The sequence below is a fragment of the Vibrio sp. QJM3NY_39 genome, from assembly GCF_057785895.1.
The window spans coordinates 46,645-64,551 of sequence record NZ_CM173505.1 but is presented as its reverse complement, the minus strand read 5'-3'; the positions used below and the strand labels follow the sequence as shown (position 1 = coordinate 64,551).

The 17,907-nt window shown below is 45.9% G+C and carries 15 protein-coding genes; 8 read left to right on the top strand and 7 right to left on the bottom strand.

Annotation, left to right across the window (positions count from 1 at the left end; all coding sequences use genetic code 11):
- Nucleotides 1-46 precede the first annotated feature (46 nt).
- The 3 genes from AC3CHU_RS00290 to trxA all read right to left on the bottom strand — a co-directional run bounded on the left by AC3CHU_RS00290 (nucleotide 47) and on the right by trxA (nucleotide 2,939).
- The gene (locus tag AC3CHU_RS00290; RefSeq protein WP_488524925.1) at nucleotides 47-1,042 is read right to left on the bottom strand and encodes a hypothetical protein; all 996 of its coding nucleotides are present in this window, start codon (nucleotides 1,040-1,042) and stop codon (nucleotides 47-49) included.
- A 110-nt stretch (nucleotides 1,043-1,152) separates the two neighbouring features.
- The gene (gene rho, locus AC3CHU_RS00285; protein ID WP_029222011.1) at nucleotides 1,153-2,412 is read right to left on the bottom strand and encodes a transcription termination factor Rho; all 1,260 of its coding nucleotides are present in this window, start codon (nucleotides 2,410-2,412) and stop codon (nucleotides 1,153-1,155) included.
- Between the two features lie 200 nt (nucleotides 2,413-2,612).
- Entirely contained in the window at nucleotides 2,613-2,939 is a 327-nt protein-coding gene (gene trxA / locus AC3CHU_RS00280) for a thioredoxin TrxA (RefSeq protein ID WP_004736635.1), read from the bottom strand.
- A 111-nt stretch (nucleotides 2,940-3,050) separates the two neighbouring features.
- On the opposite strand from trxA, the gene rhlB reads away from it, so the two are divergent.
- Both rhlB and gppA read left to right on the top strand, forming a co-directional pair.
- Nucleotides 3,051-4,361: an ATP-dependent RNA helicase RhlB gene (gene rhlB / locus AC3CHU_RS00275; protein WP_488524924.1), complete on the top strand. Its 1,311-nt coding sequence runs from the start codon at nucleotides 3,051-3,053 to the stop codon at nucleotides 4,359-4,361.
- Between the two features lie 6 nt (nucleotides 4,362-4,367).
- Nucleotides 4,368-5,861 carry a guanosine-5'-triphosphate,3'-diphosphate diphosphatase gene (gene gppA / locus AC3CHU_RS00270; protein ID WP_054548413.1) on the top strand — a complete coding sequence of 498 codons (1,494 nt, stop codon included), beginning with the start codon at nucleotides 4,368-4,370 and terminating at the stop codon, nucleotides 5,859-5,861.
- A 100-nt stretch (nucleotides 5,862-5,961) separates the two neighbouring features.
- Here the strand turns inward: gppA and AC3CHU_RS00265 are convergent, their stop codons facing one another.
- From AC3CHU_RS00265 to recQ, 3 genes are all read right to left on the bottom strand, one after another.
- Nucleotides 5,962-6,633 carry a 7-cyano-7-deazaguanine/7-aminomethyl-7-deazaguanine transporter gene (locus AC3CHU_RS00265; RefSeq protein WP_004736638.1) on the bottom strand — a complete coding sequence of 224 codons (672 nt, stop codon included), beginning with the start codon at nucleotides 6,631-6,633 and terminating at the stop codon, nucleotides 5,962-5,964.
- Between the two features lie 279 nt (nucleotides 6,634-6,912).
- A complete protein-coding gene (locus tag AC3CHU_RS00260; RefSeq protein ID WP_009848192.1) occupies nucleotides 6,913-7,224 on the bottom strand; it encodes a DUF3630 family protein in 312 nt (103 codons plus the stop codon).
- A gap of 72 nt (nucleotides 7,225-7,296) precedes the next feature.
- Nucleotides 7,297-9,135, bottom strand: a complete 1,839-nt coding sequence (gene recQ / locus AC3CHU_RS00255; protein WP_146454381.1) for an ATP-dependent DNA helicase RecQ — start codon at nucleotides 9,133-9,135, stop codon at nucleotides 7,297-7,299.
- Between the two features lie 179 nt (nucleotides 9,136-9,314).
- Between recQ and rarD the strand changes: the two genes are divergently transcribed.
- From rarD to tpx, 5 genes are all read left to right on the top strand, one after another.
- The gene (gene rarD, locus AC3CHU_RS00250; protein ID WP_009848190.1) at nucleotides 9,315-10,223 is read left to right on the top strand and encodes an EamA family transporter RarD; all 909 of its coding nucleotides are present in this window, start codon (nucleotides 9,315-9,317) and stop codon (nucleotides 10,221-10,223) included.
- Between the two features lie 86 nt (nucleotides 10,224-10,309).
- Nucleotides 10,310-11,104: a helix-turn-helix transcriptional regulator gene (locus AC3CHU_RS00245; protein WP_017077762.1), complete on the top strand. Its 795-nt coding sequence runs from the start codon at nucleotides 10,310-10,312 to the stop codon at nucleotides 11,102-11,104.
- A gap of 99 nt (nucleotides 11,105-11,203) precedes the next feature.
- Entirely contained in the window at nucleotides 11,204-11,866 is a 663-nt protein-coding gene (locus AC3CHU_RS00240; RefSeq protein ID WP_004736644.1) for a LysE family translocator, read from the top strand.
- Between the two features lie 91 nt (nucleotides 11,867-11,957).
- Nucleotides 11,958-13,715 (top strand): gamma-glutamyltransferase, encoded by a 1,758-nt coding sequence (ggt, locus tag AC3CHU_RS00235; RefSeq protein WP_473576472.1) that lies wholly within the window; start codon nucleotides 11,958-11,960, stop codon nucleotides 13,713-13,715.
- Between the two features lie 804 nt (nucleotides 13,716-14,519).
- Nucleotides 14,520-15,017: a thiol peroxidase gene (tpx, locus tag AC3CHU_RS00230; protein WP_146454378.1), complete on the top strand. Its 498-nt coding sequence runs from the start codon at nucleotides 14,520-14,522 to the stop codon at nucleotides 15,015-15,017.
- A gap of 135 nt (nucleotides 15,018-15,152) precedes the next feature.
- Here tpx and uvrD read toward each other — a convergent pair whose 3' ends face one another.
- A complete protein-coding gene (gene uvrD, locus AC3CHU_RS00225) occupies nucleotides 15,153-17,327 on the bottom strand; it encodes a DNA helicase II (protein WP_009848185.1) in 2,175 nt (724 codons plus the stop codon).
- 263 nt (nucleotides 17,328-17,590) lie between these two features.
- Here uvrD and AC3CHU_RS00220 point away from each other — a divergent pair, with 263 nt between their 5' ends.
- The gene (locus AC3CHU_RS00220) at nucleotides 17,591-17,851 is read left to right on the top strand and encodes a BufA1 family periplasmic bufferin-type metallophore (RefSeq protein ID WP_004736650.1); all 261 of its coding nucleotides are present in this window, start codon (nucleotides 17,591-17,593) and stop codon (nucleotides 17,849-17,851) included.
- Nucleotides 17,852-17,907: the final 56 nt, after the last annotated feature.

Below are 17,907 nucleotides of genomic sequence, written 5' to 3'. Positions count from 1 at the left end.
CTGAGATCCCCCTTTTTAGTGTGGTTATTGAGAGGCAAAATCCACTTTACGGTAATGCTTGCTCGATCAAAGAGCTCTTTACCTGAGGGTTATCATTCACAAGATCTTGCAACCATCGCGTATGACCCTGTTTGGCTAATTCACGGGCGACTAATGGCGCTTCATCGGCAATCGCCATCCTAGAGACAAGAAACTCCTTCACCTCTTCTGATAGCGGGTTAACCTTGGTAAGCAAAGTAATCGCTTCATCTTTCAAACGAGGGTTCTTAGTCGCAGCCATTACTTGTTCAAGTGCGAACGCTTGTTTGGTTTCAGCAAGGCGGACTAGCTCAGCTTGGCTATGATAATCGGCCTTCATTCGCCATAGAATCTTGTAGACCTCTGGGTCTTCGCTCACTTGCGCCAATCGAACCACCACCTCAGTAGAAGGTAGCCAGCTAACAATCGAGGAGGCCGTGAGTTGCTTAGTCAGATAATCAACCGCTTCAGGAGACAAACTGTCTAGCTCTCTGATTAACAATGCTTCTCGTGTTTGAACTTGATGCTCAGATCCAGATAACCACTCTTTTAGGTCGAGTTCTTGTTTCTCTGCATCTAACACAAACACCAGCGTCTTCTGGTCTTGGCGCCACTGTTTGATGAGCCGGTTGGCAATCGAAGGGTAATTAAAGGCAGGTACCGTAAACTCATAACCATCGCCACGCTCTAAAACTTGGTAAGTTGGCGTGATAGCGAGTTGCTGCTCAATAAAGATAGACATCTTGGGGGTGAGTACAATTTTTTGCTGTTCGAGCTTCTTCAAGAGTTGGTAACGAGCCACTTCTTGTTGGGGAAATGTCAGACGCTCAAGCGCAAAACGTAGCGAATTGACTTCGTCACGCACGACAAGCTCGAGTAATTCAGCAGTTTTCAGTTTTACTTGATCATTCTCAAGCCAAGACTCTACTGTAAGTGGAGACATCTCGGTGGCATAGCTCATGCCAACCGGGGAAAGTAACAGTGAAGTAGACAGGAGTAATGATGCCAACAGTCCATGTTGCATTTTAACTTCCTTTTAACACTTTTGCTCATTCTGCAAGCTGTCGCTATAAAATGCAAATAAAAAGCGCCACCCGAAGGCAGCGCTTATTAATAACTATCAGCTAATCAAAATTACTGACGACGCATTGCGTCAAAGAACTCATCGTTCGTTTTAGTCATTGCTAACTTGTCGATAAGGAATTCCATTGCATCAGTTTCGCCCATAGGGTGAACAATCTTACGCAGGATCCACATCTTCTGTAATTCATCGCTCTTAGTAAGAAGCTCTTCACGACGAGTACCAGAGCGGTTGAAATCAATCGCTGGGAATACGCGCTTTTCAGCAATCTTACGGTTAAGGTGCAGTTCCATGTTACCTGTACCTTTGAATTCTTCGTAGATTACTTCATCCATCTTAGAACCAGTATCAACCAGTGCTGTTGCGATGATAGTTAAGCTACCGCCTTCTTCTACGTTACGTGCCGCACCGAAGAAACGCTTTGGACGATGTAGAGCATTCGCATCAACACCACCAGTAAGAACTTTACCTGATGAAGGAATAACAGTGTTGTAAGCACGAGCTAGACGAGTGATTGAGTCCAGTAGGATAACCACATCTTTCTTGTGTTCAACAAGACGCTTCGCCTTCTCGATTACCATTTCTGCTACTTGTACGTGGCGAGATGCTGGCTCATCGAAAGTCGATGCGATTACTTCGCCTTTAACTAGGCGCTGCATTTCTGTTACTTCTTCTGGACGCTCATCGATAAGTAGAACCATTAGTTCACACTCAGGATGGTTGCGTGCAATGCTTTGTGCAATATTTTGCAGAAGCATTGTTTTACCTGCTTTAGGCGGAGCAACAATCAGACCACGCTGACCTTTACCTATAGGTGAAGCAAGGTCAAGAATTCGAGCTGTGATATCTTCAGTCGCACCATTACCCGCTTCCATCACCATACGTTCGTTGGCGTGAAGAGGAGTCAGGTTTTCAAAAAGGATTTTGTTACGAGCGTTGTCTGGCTTGTCGTAGTTAACCGTGTTTACTTTAAGCAGTGCAAAGTAACGTTCGCCATCTTTAGGTGGACGGATTTTACCGCCAATCGAGTCACCGGTGCGAAGGTTAAAACGACGAATCTGGCTTGGTGATACGTAAATATCATCTGGCCCAGCAAGGTACGAACTGTCGCCGCTACGCAGGAAGCCAAAACCGTCTTGAAGAATTTCTAGAACACCATCACCAAAGATGTCTTCACCACTTTTTGCATGCGCTTTAAGGATGGAGAAGATAATATCTTGTTTTCTTAGGCGAGCTTGATTTTCAAGACCTAGGCTTTCGCTAAGTTTAACAAGTTCAGACACAGGTCTGTTCTTCAGTTCAGTAAGATTCATAGTGGTGGAAGTTTGTTTAGTCAAAATAGGATCTGTTTTCTTAAGTTAAGAAGGAGTTGGTCACAGGATCGACCAAGAAGAGAAATTCGTTCAATTAACGTGCGATAAATTAGCACTAAAACTAAGAGTAGTCCATAGCTTAGAAAAAACAAAACCGCGCATTTGTTAACTGCGCGGTTTCTTTTCAAAGGCTCACCTAATTAAAGGTTAGCGTCTAGGAACTCTTTAAGTTGAGTTTTAGACAATGCACCAACTTTAGTTGCTGCTACGCCGCCATCTTTGAAAAGAAGCAGCGTTGGAATGCCACGAATACCAAATTTTGGTGGAGTTCCAGCATTTTGGTCGATATTTAATTTACCGATTGTGAGCTTGCCTTCGTACTCGTTTGCGATTTCATCAAGAATCGGCGCAATCATTTTACATGGACCACACCATTCTGCCCAAAAATCAACAAGAACCGGGCCTGCAGCATTGATCACATCGTTATCAAAACCGTCATCAGTTAGCTGCAAAATCTTATCACTCATCTTCCACTCCAATGTATTTTTTAGAACTGGTTGGATGATAACCAGTAAATAGATGCCCTATTGGAATGTATTTACTTTCGTATTGCAAGCTTAAGCTGATATTCTATAGCAATGAAAAAGACGCATATCACAGAGCAAAAGTTCGCCGACTTGGATTTACTTTCTCAAGTCATTGAAGGATTGGAGAAAAAAGGGTTCGATTATTGTACCCCTATCCAAGCCTTGGCGCTCCCGGTACTGCTCACCGGCCAAGACATTGCAGGCCAGGCCCAAACGGGTACTGGTAAAACGCTTGCGTTTCTAACTGCTACTTTTAACCACCTACTAAAAACACCTGAGCATGAAGGGCGTAAGCCTAACCAGCCACGTGCAATTATTATGGCACCAACGCGTGAACTCGCGATTCAGATCTACAACGATGCTGACTCTCTGGTTGAAAGCACGGGTATCAAAGCAGCACTCGCTTACGGTGGCGAAAGCTACGACAAGCAGCTAGGTAAGATCGAAGAAGGCGCAGATATCTTAATTGGTACGACTGGCCGTATCATCGATTTCTACAAGCAAAAGGTATTTAACCTTAACCACATTCAAGCGGTTGTGCTTGATGAAGCCGATCGTATGTTTGATCTGGGCTTTATTAAAGACATTCGCTTCTTGTTCCGCCGTATGCCTGAGCCAAAAGATCGCCTGAACATGCTGTTCTCTGCGACGCTGTCTTACCGCGTACAAGAGCTAGCGTTCGAGCACATGCACAACCCAGAGCACGTGGTTGTTGAGCCTGAACGTAAAACAGGTCACCGTATTCAAGAAGAGCTGTTCTACCCTTCTAACGAACATAAGATGGCTCTTCTACAAACGTTAATCGAAGAAGAATGGCCAGATCGCGCAATCATCTTCGCTAACACGAAGCACAAATGTGAATCAGTTTGGGGCCACTTGGCTGCCGATGGTCACCGTGTAGGCCTGCTAACTGGTGATGTTCCTCAGAAGAAACGTGAAAAGATTCTTGAGCAGTTCACCAAAGGTGATGTTGACCTTCTTGTCGCAACTGATGTTGCAGCTCGTGGCCTACACATTCCTCAAGTAACACACGTATTCAACTTCGACCTACCTGATGATTGCGAAGATTACGTTCACCGTATCGGTCGTACAGGTCGTGCTGGTGAAAGCGGTCACTCGATCAGCTTTGCTTGTGAAGATTACGCAATCAACTTGCCACCAATCGAAGAATACATTGAGCATGCTATCCCAATGTCTGACTACGATGCTTCTGCACTACTAGAAGATCTGCCAGCACCGATGCGCTTACGTACACGTAACCCGCAACAACGCCGCTCAAACAACAATGGCCCACGCAACGGTAACCGTAAACCAAACCAGAACCGTCGCCCACGCCAACCGCGTCATAACAAGGAAGCTTAGTCGCTTATGAGTCAAACAGTGTCACCCCCGCTTTATGCTGCAATCGACCTCGGGTCGAACAGTTTTCATATGCTCGTTGTGCGTCACATCGATGGCAGCGTACAAACCATGGCTAAGATTAAGCGTAAAGTGCGTTTAGCAGCAGGCTTAAATGAAAATAATGCGCTTAGTACAGAAGCTATGCAGCGCGGTTGGGACTGTTTGAGTCTCTTTGCAGAGCGACTGCAAGATATTCCAAAAGAAAATATCCGCATTGTGGGTACAGCGACCCTACGTACCGCTATCAATGTGGATATATTTCTAGAGAAAGCGAACCAGATCCTTGGTTATGACATCAATGTTATCTCTGGTGAAGAAGAAGCTGCGACTATCTATAAAGGCGTAGCACACACTTCTGGTGGCAGCGGCCGCCGACTGGTCGTTGATATAGGTGGCGCAAGCACCGAAATGATCATAGGTGAAGGCTTCTCAGCGAAAGCACTAACTAGCCTGAAGATGGGCTGTGTTACCTGGCTTGAGCGCCACTTTAAAGATCGCCAATTAACCGCAACCAACTTTAACAATGCCATTGAAGCGGCTAAGTCTACGTTGGCTCCTATTCTAGATAGCTACACGGATATTGGATGGGATGTGTGTGTTGGTGCCAGTGGTACCGTTCAAGCACTGCAAGAAATCATGTTGGCGCAAGGCATGGATGAAGTCATTACTCATGCCAAGCTTAAGCGTCTACAGAAACAAGCCATGATTACCGAGCGCTTGGAAGAGCTAGAAATAGAAGGATTAACACTAGAGCGTGCATTAGTGTTCCCAAGTGGCCTTTCTATTCTTATCGCTATTTTTGAGCTACTTGAAATTGATTCAATGACACTCGCAGGCGGTGCACTCCGTGAAGGCCTAGCCTACGAGATGGTGGATGAACTTCGCCAAGAAGATATTCGAGCGCGTACCGTCAAGAGCGTGCAATCACGCTATCAAATGGACGTAAGCTACGGTGAACAAGTTGCTGTAGTCGCACAAACTCTGTTAGAGCAAGCGGGCGCCGAAGAGTGGGTTTCAGAGCCTCAAGCTGGCGTGCTATTACAAACCGCAGCTAAGCTTCATGAGATTGGTTTAACCATCGATTTCAAAAAAGGCGGCGAGCACAGCGCTTACCTACTGCAGAACTTAGACCTGCCAGGCTTTACTCGAGCGCAAAAGCACTACTTGGGTGAGTTAACTCGTCGCTACCGTGAACAGTTAACCTCATTGCCAGAGCAACATGCAATCTCAGGCACCAGCAGCAAGCGTATTTTACGAATTCTGCGTTTAGCTATTTTGCTGACCCACCGTCGCAATCCAGCGCTAGAGCCTGATTTTAAGCTTGCAACTGATGGTAACAACCTGACCTTGACGCTTTCTAAGCAATGGCTAGCAGACAATCCGCTGACAGCTGCTGAGCTAGAGATCGAGTCGAATAGACAGACCGATATTGGCTGGCCATTGAATATTGAATGCCTCTGATATTAGTATCTGACGCTAGAAATTAAAAAAGCCCAAGTTAGTAGACTAACTTGGGCTTTTTCTATCGCTGAATTAATGCTTTGTGTTACAAATCTCAAACTTAAGCGTTAACACCTGTCGCTTTAAAATCAGGGTTCACTGCGGTTAACTTCTTAACCACGTAATTAAGAAGCACACCGTACATAGGCACGAACAAACCTAAGCTAATGATGAGTTTGAATCCGTAATCAACCAACGCAATCTCAGTCCAGTGCTCAGCCATGAATGGATCTGGGCTTTGGTAGAAGGCAATCGCAAAGAACGCGATGGTATCAATGGCATTACCAAAAAGTGTCGAACACGTTGGCGCAACCCACCATTGCTTCATTTGGCGTAAGCGGTTGAACACATGCACATCCAAAATCTGACCGAGCAAATAAGCCATGAAGCTTGCCGCTGCGATGCGTGCAACAAACAGGTTGAACTCGCCTAGTTGGCTAAAGCCTTGGAATGAACCTTCAAAGAACACAACAGACAATAAATAAGAAACGGCCAGTGCAGGCAACATCACTAAGAAAATAATTTTACGAGCAAGCTGCGCGCCAAAAATGCGTACTGTGAGATCGGTCGCTAGGAAGATAAACGGGAAAGTGAAAGCACCCCAAGTGGTGTGCATACCGAAGACGGTAAAAGGTAGCTGAACCAGATAGTTGCTTGACGCAATAATCACCAAATGGAACAAAACTAATAGTGCTAGGGCTTTGCGCTGTTGCGCAGGGGTAAAGTTACTCATGCTGTACCTTTTTAGTTTGGTTTGGGGGTGAGGGAACCCAAATCGAGTCATTTCTTCAAATAAACTAAGAAAGCTCTTACCAATAATGTGAATTAAAAATGTTTCTATAATTTGCTCTATTGAGCGGCGGGCGATTATACATTAATCAATATTGGCTGCAATGGTGAGAACAAACGCAAACGTTTATCCTCACTTTAATTAGTGAATGACACTAGAAGATCTGTTTTTTAAAGCGATATTTTTAGAAGCTATGCTAAACGTTAGAAACCATGCTTGAAGTTAGAAGCCACGCTTGAAAAGCGTCGCGAGATAATCGAACTCTTCTCGGCTTTCTTCAGCGTTTAACGACTCAAACCAAATTGATTCGCTGTAATGCTCAGACTTTAAAAACATTCGACAATCTTCAAAATCAATCAACCAAGAATGCATATCGGCGTCCCATTGCTTTTCAACAACAGAAGCTGACAGCAACGCCACCAGCTTTTCACCTAGCACTTCATAAGAATCAAAATCAAAACTTGGAGACGTAATCAATAAACGTCCTTCCTCAGCCAAATATTCTCTTAAGCCAAATTCTGTTGGTGTTGTCATGTCCCTATCAACCTTATTCTTTTTCTATGAACTAACCGTTCTTATAAGCTAAACGCTTCTGAAAACTAGCAATTAGCCGTGTGTGGTGATGTGTTCTTGAATCAAATCTAAGAATGGATCAGCGTACTTATCGAGTTTGCGTTGACCGACACCATTCACAGCCAGCATTTCGCCATAAGATGTGGGTAGGATTTCAGCCATATCAATCAGCGTCGCATCACTGAATACCACGTATGGTGGCAAGCCATCTTCATCAGCAATCGACTTACGAAGCTTACGCAATTTGGCAAACAGCTTCTTATCGTAGTTCTTACTGCTCAGTTTATCGGACTTCGCATTACGCACTGCTGTATCTAAACGAGGCACAGCCAGCTCCAAAGACATCTCTCCGCGCAGTAACGGACGTGCTTCTTCGGTTAACTGTAACGTCGAGTTACGAGTGATGTTCTGGAACAACAAGCCCTTGTGAATCAGCTGACGGAAGATACTGATCCAGTAATCGTGGCTATGGTCACGGCCAATACCGTAGGTAGACAGTTTATCGTGGCCATTATCACGGACACGAATGTTCTGCATACCGCGCATCACTTCGACCACGTAGCCCATACCAAACGACTGATTGACACGATACACACAAGACAACGCCTTCTGTGCCTCTTGGGTCGCATCAAAATGCTTAGGTGGGTCGAGACAGATATCGCAGTTGCCACATTGCTTCTCGCGATATTCGCCAAAGTAGTTCAACAGAACCTGGCGACGACAGGTTTGAGCTTCAGCAAAGGCACTCATCGCGTTCAGTTTGTGCATCTCAACTTGTTTTTGCGGGCCTTCTTCTTTCTCATCCAGCATACGACGCAGCCAACCCATATCAGCAGGGTCAAACAACATCATAGCTTCAGCAGGCAAGCCATCACGACCTGCGCGGCCTGTCTCCTGATAGTAAGATTCGATGTTACGTGGAATATCAAAGTGCACCACAAAGCGTACATTGGGTTTGTTGATGCCCATACCAAAGGCTACAGTCGCCACAACGATCTGAATATCATCACGTTGGAAAGCTTCTTGAACGTAAGCACGTTCGTCGGTGTCCATGCCAGCATGGTAACCCGCAGCGCGAATACCGTTATTGCACAGCTTCTCGGTCACCATTTCCACTTTCTTACGGCTACCACAATAGATGATGCCGCAATTGCCTTTCTGTGTTTCTAGGTAGCGAACCACCTGAGACACGGGCTTATGCTTCTCAACTAGGTTGTAGCGAATATTAGGGCGATCGAAGCTGCCTAAGTACGTATGCGGATCCACCAACTGCAAACGCGAGATAATATCTTTGCGCGTCGCATCATCAGCGGTTGCCGTTAGCGCCATATAAGGCACATGCGGAAAATACTGTTTAAGCTGGCCTAATGATGCATATTCAGGGCGGAAATCGTGTCCCCACTGAGAGATACAGTGCGCTTCATCGACCGCAATCATCGAAAGCGGTAAGCCTTGTAGACGCTCGATAAAGTCACGCATCAACACGCGCTCTGGCGAGACATACACCATTTTCAGCTGACCTGAGTTCATACGATTAAAGACCGAGATCAGATTCTCACGCGGCATTGACGAGTTAATACACTCTGCCGCGACACCGTTGGCTTTCAGCTGATCAACCTGGTCTTTCATCAACGAAATCAGCGGTGAGATAACCAGAGTCAGCCCTTCACGAACCAAAGCCGGGATTTGGTAACACAGAGATTTACCGCCACCGGTTGGCATAATCACCAAGCTGTCTTTGCCCTCAACGGCCAAATCAATGACCTCTTGCTGACCATCGCGAAAGCTTTGATAGCCGAACACATCTTGCAAGATGGTTTGCGCATCATTCGCGGGAGTTGGTATTTGCTCAGCAATCAGAGTGGCGGTCATTATGGTTCCTAATCGAGGTATGAAATCAGCAAGCATCTTCGGCAAGCAAGTCGCACATTGTAGAGGGGAACGCTGGCGAATTAAACCGCAAATTGTTAGGTGAAAAGGGTTATCGCTCCTATACTGACCAACTCTCTTATAAATCTTATTAATAAGCACTCAGTGCTAGAGAAAGATGCATGACACAGGAAGAACAACAACGTACGCGCCAGGGAGTTTTGCTTGCCGTCGGCGCCTACACCATGTGGGGGATCGCCCCTATATATTTCAAATCTTTAAGTGACGTTTCCCCGTTAGAGATCCTTAGCCACCGTGTAGTATGGTCTTTTTTCCTACTCGCGTTCTTACTGCACATTGGCCGCAGCTGGCGTAAAGTCCGCGACACCCTGACCTCGAAACCAAAAATGCTCTATTTAGTGGCGACGTCTATTTTGGTGGGCGCTAACTGGCTTATTTTTATTTGGGCGGTGAATTCCAATCACATGCTTGATGCCAGCTTGGGGTATTACATCAACCCACTGATTAACGTGTTGCTCGGGATGCTCTTCCTCGGTGAACGCTTACGTAAGCTGCAATGGTTTGCAGTGGCTCTTGCTGCGATTGGCGTATTAATCCAATTAATTGCCTTCGGCTCAGTGCCGATCGTCGCCATTGCCCTAGCCTTTAGCTTCGGTTTTTATGGCTTACTGCGTAAAAAGGTGAGCTTAGAAGCGCAAACCGGTTTGTTCATTGAGACTCTGGTTATGTTGCCTCTCGCAGCAACGTACCTACTGTTTATTGCTGATAGCCCAACCTCGGACTTCTCAATGAACCCTATGCAACTCAATCTGTTACTGGTTGCTGCTGGTGTTATTACCACTATTCCACTGCTGTGCTTTACTGGCGCTGCAACACGCTTGAAGCTATCGACCCTCGGCTTCTTCCAGTACATTGGACCAAGCTTAATGTTCTTGTTAGCGGTGCTGATTTATGGCGAAGCGTTTACCAGTGACAAAGCGATTACCTTCGCCTTTATTTGGGGAGCGTTGGTGATATTCAGCTTTGACGGTCTGCGTAACAACAGAAAGAACAAACGCGCTAAGCAGTAACACTGATCGTTTTTTACAAGACAATCCCTTAATACGAAGATAAGCTTGGTTGAATTGATGACTATTTGACCAAGCTTTTTTGTACCATGGATAAAGTCCACTATTACTCCACCCCAACAGAAGATATCAGCCTGATCCAAGCTCAATACCAAGAGTTTGCTTTTCAGCGCCACTATCATTTGGACTTTCACATTGGCTTAATTACCCAAGGACAGCAGAAATTCGTCTATAAAGGGACGAGCCATAATGTTGGTGCTGGCCAAGTTGTTATCATGCCACCCGATGAGCTGCATGATGGGCACTCCAAACTCGATTCGGGTTATCAAGTCAGTGTATTTGCAGTTTCTCCCCAATGGTTTCAAGATCTTGCCGATCCCAAGAAGAATGGTCACACATTAGGCTTTTCTGAGTTGATCCTCTCCGATCAAGCTGCATTTTCACAATTACGCAACTTACACGGCCTATTAATCCATCAAAACATCAGCCAGCTCGCTCAAGATTGTTTACCTTTCGAAGGGTTCTCGACGATTGTCGATCGTTATGCGAAATTTGGATCGAAGAGTGACATCAAACTGGGTAATCAATCGATTGATACGCTAAAAGACTACTTGATGGCGAACTTGGATCAACCAGTGCGATTAGAACAATTGTCTGAGTTGTGTGGTTTAACCACGACTCAATTCCAACGCCATTTTAAAAACAGAATGGGCATTACGCCTTATGCATGGCTGAGCCGTTTACGTATGGAACAGAGCATGCGTCTGATTAAGTCTGGGATATGTGGTACCAAGGTCGCGCACCAAGTAGGCTTCTATGACCAAGCACACTTCTCTAAGGCTTTCAAAACCACGTTCGGTGTACCACCCTCACAAATCAACTAAGTGTTGATAATTTACAATTGCTCGATTTCAAATCACGGTAAGCTACGCTCAATACGATTACTTATTTAAAAATAGCGGCAACGTTATTGAGAACTGACGATGAACGAAGTCACCATACTGATCACCCTAGCCTCTATCCACTTCATCGCTTTGATGAGCCCCGGCCCTGATTTTGCGTTAGTCGTGCAAAATGCGACGCGTCACGGACGCCAGACAGGCTTGTACATTGCGCTTGGTTTATCTTGCGGGATCTTGCTGCACTCATTGCTAAGCCTGACGGGAATCAGTTACCTAGTCCACCAACAACCGACATTATTTGCCATTATCCAACTAGCCGGCGGTAGCTACTTGCTGTACTTAGGCTACGGTGCACTTAAAGCAACCTGGCAAATCATTCAGAACCACGATGATGATGCCGATACAGTCAATTCCAACGATCTGATTCTGACCAATAAGCGTCAGGCATTTTCGAAAGGGTTTGCGACCAATATTCTCAACCCAAAGGCTTTGGTGTTCTTTATCAGCTTGATGTCGAGCCTAGTGCCTGCCGACATGTCTCTATCAGGTAAAGGCTTTGCGCTTATCATCCTATTTGGTCTGTCTCTGTTTTGGTTCTCACTACTGGCTTGGATGCTTTCGACTAAGGCATTGCAAAAGAAACTCAGCGAAGCAACGGTATACATCGATGGCTTATGTGGCGTGGTATTCAGCCTTATTGGCGTGAGTATTCTTTGGCAGTCGCTGTCCGGTTTAATCGCTTAAATTCGAATCAAGATTACAATTCGTTAACAACACTCTGGCTATCTCATCTTTCCACTGCCAATCTAGCTCTGCATATTAAAAGGAGAAGATCATGCAGTGGAAAACAAAACTAACAACCCTCGCCACTTCTACCCTACTTTTTGCCTCTCACGTCAGTTGGGCAAATCAAGCTACCGATTCCGTCGCACCCGAACAAAGTAGTGGTTTAGAAACCAAACAGCTCGTTAAAGCCAACGATTGGATGGTCACCGCGGCCAACCCTCTTGCCACACAAGCCGGTGCTGATGTACTTGCTCGTGGTGGTAACGCGATAGACGCCATGGTTGCTGTGCAGCTTATGCTTGGCTTAGTGGAACCTCAGTCATCAGGTATTGGTGGCGGCGCGTTCCTTGTTTATTTTGATGGCAAGGACAAGCAACTCAAAACCTACGATGGCCGTGAAACCGCGCCGCTTGATGCCACACCACGTCTATTCCAAGACGAAAACGGCCAACCGCTTAAATTCTATGATGCCGTGGTTGGCGGTCGTTCTGTTGGCACGCCAGGCACGGTGCAATTACTGTGGGACACTCACCAGAAGTACGGCAAGCTCGAATGGGCGTCACTGATTAAGCCTATTGCTCAGCTGGCTGAAGAAGGTTTTACTATTAGTCCACGTTTAGCCACCTTAATTGAGAATGACCAAGAACGTCTAAGCCGCTTTGCCACCACCAAAGCCTACTTCTTCAATGCCGATGGCAGCCCGAAAACCGCAGGTACTCAACTTAAGAACCCAGAATACGCGGCCACGTTAAACGCTATCTCGAAGAACGGCGCTAAGGCCTTCTATCAGGGTGAGATCTCTGCCGACATCATTAATACTGTGCAAACTGCCAAAGGTAACCCGGGCGTATTGGCACAGAAAGATTTCGACGCGTATTCAATTAAGCAACGTGAGCCAGTTTGTTCTGCTTACGAGAGCTATCAAATATGTGGAATGGGACCACCGAGTTCAGGCGCATTAACCGTTGGGCAGATCTTAGCAATGACCGAGCAGTTTGATCTTAAATCATGGGGACCAAACGACGCAAAGTCTTGGCAAGTGTTAGCAGACGCTTCTCGCCTAGCCTTTGCAGACCGTGGTATGTACATGGCAGATCAAGATTACGTACCGATGCCAACCCAAGGGTTAGTGAATACTGACTATTTGCAGGAACGTGCTCAGCTAATTACCGCAGGTAAGGCATTAGACAGTGCGCCATCAGGCACCCCACCATGGGATCACGCAATGCTGCGAAGCCAAGACGTTTCGATTGAATTGCCGTCCACCAGCCACTTCAATATTGTTGATAGCGATGGCAATGTCGTGTCGATGACCACCACTATTGAGAATGCCTTTGGTTCACGCTTGATGGTAAGAGGCTTCCTACTCAATAACGAACTAACAGACTTCTCATTCAAGACACACAACGATGGCAACCCCATCGCCAACCGACTTGAACCGGGTAAGCGTCCGCGCTCTTCAATGGCACCGACCATCATCATGCAAGACGATAAACCTTACATGGCGATTGGCTCTCCGGGCGGCAGCCGTATCATCGGTTATGTGGCACAAGCGATCATTGCTCATACCCAATGGGACATGGATATTCAGCAAGCCATCAATCAACCACACTTCCTAAACCGCTTCGGTACCTTAGATTTGGAAAAAGGAACATCAGCGGAAAACTTCAAATCTGAGCTAGAAAAGATGGGATTTGAGGTCAACGTTCGCGATCTTAACTCTGGTTTACACGCGATTCGCATCACAAAAGATGGTTTAGAAGGCGCTGCAGACCCTCGTCGTGAAGGTGCAGCCATTGGTCAGTAGGGAATAATCCTCCCTTTTTACTCGCTGCCTTGTGCGAGATCTCTCACAAGGCAGTGAGTAAATATCGATATTTGATGACGAAATTAGTCACCCATATATCGTAACCAATTGAAATAAAACGATACGTACGTTTATCATTCAAATAATTATATAGAAATTCGCTTATGCACCATTGCTGATAAATAAGGAATCGGTAATATGAATGGTGTCGGAAGGATGCTGACACGGAACAGGAAACGCCAAGGATTTGGTTATCTTCAGGATGAAGATTCGATTACTCAGGATGAATAATCGGCATGGATAGCGAAATGGACATTGAATGGACGCAATAGTAACTAGGATGGTTGCTACTAAGGAAAGACAATGGACACCTCTGGACGAGGAAAGGACTGAACATCAGGATGATGTAAAGGACACCGCTCAAGGAACAAGTGACGCGCGCTAACGAGGATTGTTGGCAGATCAGGATAAGATCAAGGACACCGCTAGGAAGGCGACGAAAGGAATACGCTGAAGGATAACAGCACACTATCATGGATTTGATGCATGGAGCACACTTAGTAGCCGGATTGCTGCGAGTAAGACTATAGACCCCGATGAGCGCAAGCTCTCGGGGTTTTTCTTTATCTATACCTTAATCCATTACTTTCCAATTGACCTTCTACTTCGCCTGCCAACCGAAAACTCAATACGTTTAATAATAATTCTGATATTAAAGCATTCACTTCTTAACCACTTCAGAGTAACGTAAGTCGAACTAGGCTCAACTAGTTTCATAACCATAATTAAACTAAGGACAAATTCATGTCACACGTTACCTTCAAAGGCGCTGCTGTACCGCTAACAGGCACATTCCCACAAACTGGCGAACAAGCACCAAGCTTTGCACTGACTGCAGGCGATCTTTCTGAACTGACTCTTGCTTCTCTTAAAGGCAAGAAAGTGGTTCTAAATATCTTCCCAAGCATCGATACAGCAACTTGTGCAACGAGCGTACGTACGTTCAACGCAAAAGCAACAGAGCTTGAAAATACGGTTGTGGTTTGTATTTCTGCTGACCTACCGTTTGCTGCTGGTCGCTTCTGCGAACTAGAAGGCATTGAAGGCGTTCAACACGCTTCGACTTTCCGTTCTCCTGCGTTCGCATCAGACTACGGCGTGGCGATTGCTGAAGGCCCATTATCTGGCCTAACAACACGTGCAGTTGTCGTTGTTGATGAGAAAGGTGTGGTAACGCACAGCGAGTTGGTTGCAGAGATCACTGAAGAACCAAACTACGAAGCGGCACTTGCAGCACTGTAAGCCTCACGCTTAGGCGGAAATGCTTTAAGCTCGTATTAACCTAATTTAGGTCGGTACAGAGCAATAAAAAGAGCAGCCAGTGGCTGCTCTTTTTGTTTTTAATAATGAACGATTTTTAGATGTCGAAGTAACAGATTAAAGCTGTTCTAAACGAGCGTAAGCCGTTACTAACCACTTGATGCCTTCACCGTTGAACGCGACTTGAACTCGGCTCTGCGGACCACTTCCCTCAAAGTTGATGATGGTACCTTCACCAAACTTAGGGTGCTTAACGCGAGAGCCTAAGCTAAAGCCCGTTTCGTTAAAGTTCTCTTTCACTGCGGTTTGGCTAAAGCGACCACTGCTTGCAGGGCGGCTCACTTGCGCTTTCATACGCACTTCATCCAGACATGTCTCAGGTAACTCGCGAATAAAGCGCGATGGTTTGTGGTACTTGTCCTGACCATACAAACGACGCATCTCTGCGTAAGTGATGTAAAGCTTCTCCATCGCACGAGTCATACCTACATAACACAGGCGACGCTCTTCTTCTAAACGCCCCGCTTCTTCGGCGGACATTTGGCTTGGGAACATGCCTTCTTCGACACCCACCATGAATACCATTGGGAACTCTAGGCCTTTGGCGCTATGCAGGGTCATTAACTGAACCGCATCATCAAACTCATCAGCCTGACCTTCACCCGCTTCTAAAGCCGCATGAGTTAAGAATGCCGTTAGCATGCTCATTTCATCTGCTTCTTCTGGTTTTTCAAACTGACGCGTTGCCGTTACCAATTCTTCCAAGTTCTCAATACGAGCCTTCGACTTCTCGCCTTTCTCTTGCTCGTACATCGCAAACAAGCCCGACGATTTGATCACGTGGTCGGTTTGCTCATGAAGCCTCAGTTCTATGGTGTCATCTTCAAGTGCATTGATAAGCTCGATAAAGCGGCTCAAAGCACCCGCAGCACGGCCTGGTAACACTTGTTCTTCTATCAGAGCAACACTGGCTTCCCACATGGTTGCACCACGATCACGCGCCGCAAGACGAATCGTTTCTAAGGTTTTATCACCCAAGCCACGCGTTGGCGTATTGACGACACGTTCGAACGCCGCATCATTACTGCGATTACTCATTAAACGCAGATAACTCAGAGCATCTCTGATTTCCTGACGCTCGAAGAATCGCATGCCGCCGTAGATTCGGTAAGGTAAACCACCTTGAATCAAAGCTTCTTCAAGAACACGAGACTGGGCATTATTACGATAAAGCATTGCCGTATCTTCTAGTGCCCCGCCTTTCTCCTGCCACTCTTTGATTTTGCTTACCGTGAAACGCGCTTCATCTAGCTCATTGTAAGCCGAGTACACAGAGATTGGCTCACCATCGTTGCCATCGGTCCACAGCTCTTTACCCATACGCTCGGTGTTGTTCGAGATAAGCTCGTTCGACGCCTGCAAAATGGTTTTGGTTGAACGATAGTTTTGTTCGAGTCGAACCGTTGAAGCTCCTGGGAATTCATCCAAGAACTTTTGAATATTTTCGATTTTCGCGCCGCGCCAACCATAGATAGATTGGTCATCATCACCCACGATCATCACCCGACAATCCGGACCTGCCATCATACGTAGCCAAGCGTATTGAATGTTGTTGGTATCTTGGAACTCGTCGACAAGGATATGCTTGAAGCGAGCTTGGTAGTGCTCTCGGATGTGTTTCTTATCGCGCAGTAATTCATGCGATCGCAACAAGATTTCAGCAAAGTCGACCAAGCCAGCACGATCACATGCCTCTTGGTAAGCAGAGTAGATCTTTAACCACGTTTGAGTTATTGGATCATGGTAGGCGTCAATGTGACTTGGGCGTAGCCCTTCGTCTTTCTTACCATTGATCCACCAAGAAGCTTGCTTGGCAGGCCACTGCTTTTCATCAAGGTTTTGCGCCTTGATTAAGCGACGTAGTAAACGAATCTGATCATCTGAATCAATGATCTGGAAGTCTTCTGGCAGTTTTGCATCTAGGTAGTGAGCACGAAGGATGCGGTGACAGATACCGTGGAAGGTGCCGTTCCACATGCCCGACGAGCTACCCATCATCAACTCTTCAATACGACCACGCATCTCTGCTGCCGCTTTGTTAGTGAAGGTAACCGACATGATAGAGAACGGTGATGCTTGCTCTACGCTTTGTAACCAAGCGATACGATGCACCAACACTCGCGTTTTACCACTGCCAGCACCTGCCAGAATAAGTAGGTTTTCTAAAGGTGCTGCGACCGCCTCACGTTGTTTGTCGTTTAGGCCATCGAGTAAAAGCGAAGGATCTATCATTGGATATGCTCACTACTGGGTATTTATACATAAAAGTTGATTATAACCTAAACACTAGGCTGCGTTTAGGATAATAAGAAGAAAAAACATTCAAAAACTAACATCATAAAATCAATAAGTTAAAAGGCAACTCATCATTAACATTGATATTTCTTATAATGTCGTGAAATTATTTCCTGGTTCTTCCTATCCTTTTTAGTAAGCAAGTTAACAATCCATTAACCTGCGATATAAAATACTATTAAGTCCTAGAGGGAATGACTATGAAAAATTCTAATCTTGCTGTTACAGCTGCAATCACAAGTGTACTAGCGTTCGGCGGTGCAGTTCTTACATCAGCACCTGCGGAAGCTGCAGCAAAAGAAAAATGCTACGGCGTGGCAAAAGCTGGCCAAAATGATTGTGCAACCAAAACAAGTTCATGTGCGGGTACAGCAAAAGAAGACAACCAATCCGATGCATTCGTAGTCGTACCTAAAGGGCTGTGTGGCAAATTATCAGGTGGTAACACTCAATCATCATAATTGAGCTGCTTAGTATGGTGAGCTGACATTCAGCTCACCTCCACTTCTTATTAGGA

Bases quoted from the DNA above. Each gene is read 5' to 3' on its own strand.
- AC3CHU_RS00290 (WP_488524925.1), bottom strand. From the start codon at position 1,042: ATGCAACATGGACTGTTGGCATCATTACTCCTGTCTACTTCACTGTTA.
- rho (WP_029222011.1), bottom strand. From the start codon at position 2,412: ATGAATCTTACTGAACTGAAGAACAGACCTGTGTCTGAACTTGTTAAA.
- trxA (WP_004736635.1), bottom strand. From the start codon at position 2,939: ATGAGTGATAAGATTTTGCAGCTAACTGATGACGGTTTTGATAACGAT.
- rhlB (WP_488524924.1), top strand. From the start codon at position 3,051: ATGAAAAAGACGCATATCACAGAGCAAAAGTTCGCCGACTTGGATTTA.
- gppA (WP_054548413.1), top strand. From the start codon at position 4,368: ATGAGTCAAACAGTGTCACCCCCGCTTTATGCTGCAATCGACCTCGGG.
- AC3CHU_RS00265 (WP_004736638.1), bottom strand. From the start codon at position 6,633: ATGAGTAACTTTACCCCTGCGCAACAGCGCAAAGCCCTAGCACTATTA.
- AC3CHU_RS00260 (WP_009848192.1), bottom strand. From the start codon at position 7,224: ATGACAACACCAACAGAATTTGGCTTAAGAGAATATTTGGCTGAGGAA.
- recQ (WP_146454381.1), bottom strand. From the start codon at position 9,135: ATGACCGCCACTCTGATTGCTGAGCAAATACCAACTCCCGCGAATGAT.
- rarD (WP_009848190.1), top strand. From the start codon at position 9,315: ATGACACAGGAAGAACAACAACGTACGCGCCAGGGAGTTTTGCTTGCC.
- AC3CHU_RS00245 (WP_017077762.1), top strand. From the start codon at position 10,310: ATGGATAAAGTCCACTATTACTCCACCCCAACAGAAGATATCAGCCTG.
- AC3CHU_RS00240 (WP_004736644.1), top strand. From the start codon at position 11,204: ATGAACGAAGTCACCATACTGATCACCCTAGCCTCTATCCACTTCATC.
- ggt (WP_473576472.1), top strand. From the start codon at position 11,958: ATGCAGTGGAAAACAAAACTAACAACCCTCGCCACTTCTACCCTACTT.
- tpx (WP_146454378.1), top strand. From the start codon at position 14,520: ATGTCACACGTTACCTTCAAAGGCGCTGCTGTACCGCTAACAGGCACA.
- uvrD (WP_009848185.1), bottom strand. From the start codon at position 17,327: ATGATAGATCCTTCGCTTTTACTCGATGGCCTAAACGACAAACAACGT.
- AC3CHU_RS00220 (WP_004736650.1), top strand. From the start codon at position 17,591: ATGAAAAATTCTAATCTTGCTGTTACAGCTGCAATCACAAGTGTACTA.